Consider the following 5,025-nt stretch of genomic DNA (forward strand, 5'->3'; position numbering starts at 1 on the left):
CTCCTACAGGAATGTGTAGCGAGCAGCGCTAAACAGTGGCCCGCAACCTTGCCAGATCGCGCAACGGCGGGGCACCGAACAGGCGGCTGTATTCGCGGCTGAATTGCGACGGGCTTTCGTAACCCACTCGGTAACCTGCAGCCGACGCGTCGAGCCCATCGGCCAGCATCAAGCGTCGTGCTTCCTGCAGCCGCAACTGCTTCTGGTATTGCAACGGACTCATCGCCGTGACGGCCTTGAAGCGATGATGCAGGGTGGAAACACTGAGATTCACCTCCCTGGCCAGCTCTTCAATGCGCAAAGGCTCAGTGAAATTGTGGTTGAGCCATCGGATCGCCTGAGTCACGCGATGAGTCTGGCAACTGGTGATGGCGATTTCGTAGAGGCGATGGCCTTGGGGGCTGCGTAACAGGCGATAGAGGATTTCGCGCTTGATCAGTGGCGCAAGCATGGCGATGTCTTTAGGGCTGTCGAGCAAACGTGACAGGCGAAGCACGGCATCCAGCAACTGGGTGTCGATCCTCTCGACATAGAGACCGCGTCCACTGGGGCGGGTAGGAACGCTCATCGGCCCGGCTTCGGCAATCAGTGCGTTGATATCTGCCGGGTCGATATCCAGTCGCAAGGCCAGATTCGGATTTTCCGGCGTCGCGTGGAGGATTCTACCGCTCAGCGGCAACGCGACAGACAGCACCAGATAGTTGAGTGGGTCGTACGTGTAGGTCTCATCGCCGAGGCGTACTTCCTTGCTACCGTGGGCGAACAGGCACAGCGCGGGCTGGACCAGGCTCGGCAGCGATTGCGCCGGGCTTTCATAACGCACCATGTGCAGCGGTGAAATTGCCGTCTGGAACGAGCCTTCGGTTGGGGCGAACCGGCGAACCAGATCAGCCAGCTCGATTCGCTGCTTCTCCAGGTCCTCGCTGAGCGGTTCTTTGAGTGGCTGGAGTTGCGGCATGGGCGAGTCCTTTAATCCTTCATTGATGTGCCCAGCTTATTTTTGTGCAAGCCAAAGCACTACCCGATTCCTGCGAGATGATTGCCTGATCCTGCCAAGGTGCGTATCCGAGGCTGCTAAACCGGATCAGGCATTGCCTGGTGCTGTGTACGAACGCCCTCGGACCATCGTTGTGCATGCGATGTGCTTTTCACAGCGCTGCAGGATCAGGCAAGAAGCCAACAGTAACTGACTAACGTTCATTGCGCTAAGCCTCTAATCTCGGTTCCTGTCGCCGCACCCCGATAATCATCCTGCAGACAAAGGAGCCATGACCATGCCTCAGTCATCACCCGTGAGCCATCTGGTTTTCGCCCGCGCCAGGACCGGTCAGAGCGAACAACTGGGCGAGCGCCTGCGCTGCCTGATCGAGCCTTCACGCACGGCCGACGGTTGCTTGAGCTTCGCGTTACAGCACTCGCTGAAAGACCCTGATCTGTGGCTGATCTCCGGCTGCTGGGCGAGTGAAGAGGCGATGAGCAGCTGGCTGACCACGCCCGAGTTGCAAGTATTCTCCGACGTCATGCAGACCTATATGGTCAGCAGCCTGGATTTCCATACTTTCGCCACACAGGCTGAAGCCGAGCAGCTGATGCAAGCGGTTTGAGCGCCGCCGGTTTAGAATCTCCCGCTTTAAGGCACAAGCAGGATCTGCACCCATGGCACGTAAAGAACTCAATGGCTTCGAAGCTGTTTCCGCGGTTGTTCCGGGCGAGGGTGGCTATAGCGCTGCCATTGCAGTAAAAGGCCTGGGGGCCGGTGGTGCGCCGGTATTCAACCGGGTACTGCCAGAGCAAAAATTCAAGACCGCCCATGAAGCCGACGTTGCAGCCAGTGCTGAGCTGAACCGCTTGATCGAAATCGATACCGAGGGCGGCCTTTCATTTCAGGCCCATTGATCAGGCTTTGGGACGGTGCATCTTGAACAGCGCTTCCGGGCCTAGCTGGAAATAATCCGCCGGGCCGCCGCCACGCAGAATCGGTTCCCCCGCTGCGGTGTCATAGATACCGTCCTTGAGCAGCGATTTAGCGATATGCACCGCCACCACCTCGCCAAGAATCAACCAGCTGGGTACGACTTCCTTGTCGGCACGCTGTAGCTGGATGATCTGGGTCACCTTGCACTCGAACGAAACAGGCGTCTCCTTCACCCGCGGCACCGCTACGATTTGCGATGCCAGCGGCGTCAGGTTCGCCAGTTCGAATTCGCTGACATCTGCAGCCACCGGCGCGCAGCTCTGATTCATGGCTTCGGCCAGCGAGCGCGTGGCCAGATTCCAGACAAACTCGCCGGTCTGCTCGATATTATTGAGGCTGTCTTTACGGCCGACGCTGCAGAAACCGATGATCGGCGGAATGTAGTTGAAGGCGTTGAAAAAGCTGTACGGCGCCAGGTTCAGCTTGCCGTCGGCATCCTGCGAAGAAATCCAGCCGATGGGGCGCGGGCCCACGATGGCGTTGAACGGATCGTGAGGCAGGCCGTGGCCGAGAGAGGGTTCGTAAGAGTAAATATCGTCTGACATGTGCTAGTCCTGTTGGCCTTGAAGGCGCATGAAAAGATGCGTCTATAGTGCCTGACAATTCGCAGCGCCCGACAGTTTCGTGTGATTCAAAAACGATTAAGCCCGGCACTAGGGCCGGGCTAAAGGGGACACGTCGAGCAATTACACCCGACGGTTTGCACCTACACGGTCTGCGCCATCAGCGGCCAGACGATTTGCACCAACATGGTCAGCGCCGTCAGAGGTCAGGCGATTAGCACCAACTCGGTCTGCACCATCTTCAGCCAGACGATTTGCACCTACATGATCAGCACCATCTGCAGCCTGACGATTAGGACCTACACGGTCAGCACCGTCTTCAGCCAAACGATCTGCGCCAATCTGGTCATTGCCAACAGCGGCCTGACGGATGCTGCCGACGTTAGTGTGTACGGAACCGCCTTCAGCAACGGTGAGCGTCGAAGTCTGCTCAATGACGTTGGTGTGGTTGTTGCCTGGCAGGCTAGGCATTTGTGGCGAAGCGAAAGCGCTCGAAGCCAGAACAGAGAAAGCAAGACCAAAAATCAGTTTGTTGGTTTTCATGATTGTTACTCCAGTAATCGAATGGGTTGTCAGTTCGGTATGGAGTGAATGCTACGCGCCTGAAATTTATTCAGAAGTGAATAGCAGTGCTAACGACCATCGTTAGAAATGATAGTAGGCCGTAAGGCGCGATTTTCGGGCTTCGCAGGTCTGCTTGCTTCAGAGTGGTGCGTTTCTCTGAAAAACTTTGTAATAAACCCTCTTGACAAATTTTAAACGTATTATTTATTGCTGTTTCAGATAGTTTATTAGCTTGTAATTGCACTGATTTCGTCAGTGTTAGTTACGAGTCGCTCTCATTAAAAAGGGCAGACACACTGAATGTGGCTGCCCTTCATCATTACCGCTGATAGATGTGTCAGTCGGTTTCAATCCGCGAGTGCTTGCGAGTGTCCTTCATGAACACATAGACCAGCAGCGAACAGGCGATACAGGCGGTGACGTACCAGTAGTAACCGGTTTCCATACCGATACTCTTGAACCACAGCGCGATGTATTCAGCGGTGCCGCCAAAGATCGAAACGGTCAGCGCGTAGGGCAAGCCAACACCCAGCGCGCGAATCTCGGTCGGGAACAGCTCGGCTTTTACTACGGCGTTGATCGAGGTATAGCCGCTGACGATGATCAGCGCCGCCATGATCAGGAAGAATGCCCCCCACCAGGACTGGATCGTGTGCAAGGTGGTCAGAATGGGCACCGTACACAATGTCCCCATCACGCCAAAGGCAATCAGAATTGGCCGACGGCCGACCTTGTCGGACAGTGCGCCCACCAGTGGTTGAATCACCATGAACAGAAACAGCGTTGCAGCCGAGATCGTGGTGGAATCACTGATGCTCATGCCGACCGTGTTCACCAGATACTTTTGCATGTAGGTGGTGTACGTATAGAAAGCCAGTGTGCCGCCCATGGTCAGGCCGACTACGGTCATCAGCTCCTTGGGGTGGCGCATCAAGGTGCGCATCAGGCTTTCTTTTGGCTTTTCCTTCTTGGCGCGGGTAAACGATTCAGTTTCTTCCATGCCACGACGCAGGAACAGCGCGACGACCGCACAGAGTGCGCCAATCACGAACGGCACGCGCCAGCCCCACGAGTACAGCTGTTCGGTTGTCAGCGTCTGTTGCAGCACGATCAATACGGCGAGCGCGATGAGCTGGCCGGAAATCAGCGTCACATACTGAAAGCTGGAGAAGAAGCCCCGGCGTTCCTTGGTTGCCATTTCACTGAGGTAGGTCGCTGAAGTGCCGTACTCGCCGCCCACTGACAGACCTTGCAACAAGCGGGCGAATACCAGAAGGATCGGAGCGCCGACACCGATGACTTCATAGCCCGGAGTCAACGCGATGATCAGAGAGCCAAAACACATCAGCAGCACCGAAGCCATCAACGCTGCCTTGCGGCCTTTGCGGTCGGCGTACAAACCCATCAGCCAGCCGCCAATCGGGCGCATCAAGAAGCCTACGGCGAAGATGGCAGCGGTGTTGAGCAGTTGTGCGGTGGTGTCGCCCTTGGGGAAAAAGGACTTGGCGAAATAGAGGGAGAAGGCGGCGTAGACGTACCAGTCATACCACTCAACCATGTTGCCGACCGAGCCGCTGAAAATGGATTTAAGACGGGTTGAGGTGGTTTTTTCAGCCGCTGGAGCGTTGGCCGACCCTTTGGAAGCAGAGTTGGGAGTGTCCATCATGTTCCTTATTATTCATTGTTTTTAGAATGGCGCGTCATTGCGCAGCCTTGCTGTGGATATAGCAGGAGCTGTGCCATGTGAGGAAACGCCGGTCTAGAGGGCACGAGGGGCAAGCAATAAGCGGAAATCCGCTTATTGCTGGGGTAGGGGTAGGCGGAAAACTGCCGATAATTCATCGCTAACGCAAATTTCTGTAGGAGCTGCCGAAGGCTGCGATGGCGGTGTGTCAGGAAAAATGCATCGCAGCCTTCGGCAGC

7 protein-coding genes are annotated in these 5,025 nt (G+C 56.1%); 2 read left to right on the forward strand and 5 right to left on the reverse strand.

The annotated features are described in order from the left end of the window. Window positions 1-28: 28 nt before the first annotated feature. Window positions 29-958, reverse strand: coding sequence for an AraC family transcriptional regulator (locus tag H8S59_RS26020; RefSeq protein ID WP_187523284.1), 930 nt, complete (start codon window positions 956-958; stop codon window positions 29-31). Window positions 959-1,274: 316 nt separating this feature from the next. Here H8S59_RS26020 and H8S59_RS26025 point away from each other — a divergent pair, with 316 nt between their 5' ends. Together H8S59_RS26025 and H8S59_RS26030 are read left to right on the forward strand one after the other, a co-directional pair. Then, window positions 1,275-1,604, forward strand: a complete 330-nt coding sequence (locus tag H8S59_RS26025; RefSeq protein WP_095096123.1) for an antibiotic biosynthesis monooxygenase family protein — start codon at window positions 1,275-1,277, stop codon at window positions 1,602-1,604. 52 nt (window positions 1,605-1,656) lie between these two features. Then, window positions 1,657-1,896, forward strand: coding sequence for a hypothetical protein (locus H8S59_RS26030; RefSeq protein ID WP_095096120.1), 240 nt, complete (start codon window positions 1,657-1,659; stop codon window positions 1,894-1,896). Here the strand turns inward: H8S59_RS26030 and H8S59_RS26035 are convergent, their stop codons facing one another. From H8S59_RS26035 to H8S59_RS26850, 4 genes are all read right to left on the reverse strand, one after another. After that, window positions 1,897-2,520, reverse strand: a complete 624-nt coding sequence (locus H8S59_RS26035; protein ID WP_027898068.1) for a flavin reductase family protein — start codon at window positions 2,518-2,520, stop codon at window positions 1,897-1,899. A gap of 141 nt (window positions 2,521-2,661) precedes the next feature. After that, window positions 2,662-3,081 carry a hypothetical protein gene (locus tag H8S59_RS26040; RefSeq protein WP_187523285.1) on the reverse strand — a complete coding sequence of 140 codons (420 nt, stop codon included), beginning with the start codon at window positions 3,079-3,081 and terminating at the stop codon, window positions 2,662-2,664. Between the two features lie 358 nt (window positions 3,082-3,439). After that, on the reverse strand, window positions 3,440-4,765 hold the full coding sequence (locus tag H8S59_RS26045) for an MFS transporter (RefSeq protein ID WP_095096114.1): 1,326 nt from the start codon (window positions 4,763-4,765) through the stop codon (window positions 3,440-3,442). 11 nt (window positions 4,766-4,776) lie between these two features. Continuing rightward, window positions 4,777-5,025 (reverse strand): hypothetical protein (locus H8S59_RS26850; RefSeq protein WP_214658479.1); only part of this gene is annotated, 249 nt, incomplete at its 5' end.

It is taken from the genome of Pseudomonas folii, assembly GCF_014357575.1.
Classification (GTDB): domain Bacteria; phylum Pseudomonadota; class Gammaproteobacteria; order Pseudomonadales; family Pseudomonadaceae; genus Aquipseudomonas; species Aquipseudomonas folii.

Bases quoted from the DNA above. Each gene is read 5' to 3' on its own strand.
- H8S59_RS26020 (WP_187523284.1), bottom strand. From the start codon at position 958: ATGCCGCAACTCCAGCCACTCAAAGAACCGCTCAGCGAGGACCTGGAG.
- H8S59_RS26025 (WP_095096123.1), top strand. From the start codon at position 1,275: ATGCCTCAGTCATCACCCGTGAGCCATCTGGTTTTCGCCCGCGCCAGG.
- H8S59_RS26030 (WP_095096120.1), top strand. From the start codon at position 1,657: ATGGCACGTAAAGAACTCAATGGCTTCGAAGCTGTTTCCGCGGTTGTT.
- H8S59_RS26035 (WP_027898068.1), bottom strand. From the start codon at position 2,520: ATGTCAGACGATATTTACTCTTACGAACCCTCTCTCGGCCACGGCCTG.
- H8S59_RS26040 (WP_187523285.1), bottom strand. From the start codon at position 3,081: ATGAAAACCAACAAACTGATTTTTGGTCTTGCTTTCTCTGTTCTGGCT.
- H8S59_RS26045 (WP_095096114.1), bottom strand. From the start codon at position 4,765: ATGGACACTCCCAACTCTGCTTCCAAAGGGTCGGCCAACGCTCCAGCG.